Annotated in this window: 3 protein-coding genes; all 3 read right to left on the bottom strand. The window is 41.1% G+C overall.

All coding sequences use genetic code 11. From position 1 onward, the window contains the following. Positions 1-179 (bottom strand): carboxymuconolactone decarboxylase family protein (locus tag WBM98_RS16495; RefSeq protein ID WP_424367117.1); only part of this gene is annotated, 179 nt, incomplete at its 3' end. Between the two features lie 132 nt (positions 180-311). Next, a complete protein-coding gene (locus tag WBM98_RS16490) occupies positions 312-1,007 on the bottom strand; it encodes a TIGR04282 family arsenosugar biosynthesis glycosyltransferase (RefSeq protein ID WP_424367116.1) in 696 nt (231 codons plus the stop codon). 364 nt (positions 1,008-1,371) lie between these two features. Then, positions 1,372-1,617, bottom strand: a 246-nt coding sequence (locus WBM98_RS16485) for a 2Fe-2S iron-sulfur cluster-binding protein (RefSeq protein WP_424367115.1), incomplete at its 5' end; no start/stop codon positions are given.

Genomic DNA, 1,617 nt, shown 5'->3' with positions numbered 1-1,617 from the left:
GGACATTTGACGACATGGGACACGGCCAAGGCAATCAAGGATTTTTCCCGTGCCGATAAAGCACCCTCTTCAAATACCTTTCCGTAATAATCGAAGAATTTAGTGCCTAATTCCTCGCTCCATTCCGTAATATTTCCAAATTTTCGAAGGTCTGCCGGGTCGTAATATGATTTTGTCATTTGATATATATAAATTGTTGTGTATTTCATAGTGATATGCCCATTCCTTTCGAAATGTAAAAGGCACGAATCACCAATTTGATGTGTTATCGTACGGTTGTTTGAAAAACCAAAGGGAAGGGCATAGGGTTGCTATGCCTTGAGAAGTCGGGGAGATCCCCGATTTTGATGGGACTTGAATACAAACTGTTCTATGGAAGGATATTCTGTCTTATAAATGGAAGCGGTAATCCCGACCAATGACAAAATAATCTTTTTAATACGATAAGTAAGCTGATCCGAATACTTCGATAAAATACAAAGGTCTTGACTATTGTCGATATCAAATAATCGGGCCAGGGGTACAAATTCGAATGTGGTTTTCGAGAATTCCCTCTTTAGTTGGGTTGCCAATTTGGAAGTCTGCCACGGCAAATCCTTGAATTTTTCTAGATTGAAGTTTTTGCGATGCAATCCCATTAAGTAAAAGCCACCATCTGCGGAAGGACCTATAACCGACTTATTATGGTCCAAAAGCACGGCTGCTCTTTGAATATGGGAGATTTTTAGTTGGGGGGAATCGTTCCCGATGGTGATAATCGATCTATAGCCCTTATTGAAAACAGCCTGTATGGCATTCGTAAATCGTTCGCCAAAGGAATTCCCTTCTTGTTCTTTCTCCGTATAATGAAAATAAGGGAGTCCGGTTTTAGATACTATATTCAGGCTATGTTCGTAAAGCGCACTGAACAACCGGTCCCCATTTCGGATTTTTTTGCGCTTTTGTTCCTCTTCCGAAGAGAGCGCAAAAACCAAAATAGCGGTATGATGTTCGTTAGATGCTTTCATTTAATACTAGTGTCCCGTAAATTTAAATAAATCCTATTTCAATTAGGTCGATAGGAGACCTTATTCTTTACAAAGAAAAGGGATCAACTTTAAAAAGATACATAAAGGGTAACCGACCAGTGGGTTTATTTCTAGGATTTTAATAAAGAGGAAAGATCAAAAGTTGTCGTTTAAATCGACTCGAAATAGGACGAGATGCAACAATCCAACGTATTTTAATTTGAAAGGACAATCTACAAACCAAGGAGTTTGTAAAAAGGGGCATCATAAGCAGCCACTTTGGCCGCTAGGTCTGTGCTGAACCTTTCGACTTTCGTGCCAAAGGCAGGCAGACGCTCAATTTAACCTTAGTCGAAGTAGGGCTTTAAACATCGTCATAATCGATTTTGAGTGTTGGGGTAAGCGGCCTGGCCTGACAGGTAAGGATCAATCCCTCTTCGATCTCGCCATCGGTGAGTATCTGGTTCTTCACCATTTCGGCCTTGCCTTCGATGATCCGTGCAACACAACTGCTGCAAACACCCCCTTGACAGGAATACGGGGCGTCTATATTCTCTTTTAATACCGCATCGAGTACAACATCGTTCTTGCCCATGGTCAAGGTAAACTC

This window comes from Maribacter sp., assembly GCF_049667165.1.
Taxonomy (GTDB): domain Bacteria; phylum Bacteroidota; class Bacteroidia; order Flavobacteriales; family Flavobacteriaceae; genus Maribacter_A.
This window is presented reverse-complemented; position numbering and strand designations above follow the sequence as displayed.

Bases quoted from the DNA above. Each gene is read 5' to 3' on its own strand.
- WBM98_RS16490 (WP_424367116.1), bottom strand. From the start codon at position 1,007: ATGAAAGCATCTAACGAACATCATACCGCTATTTTGGTTTTTGCGCTC.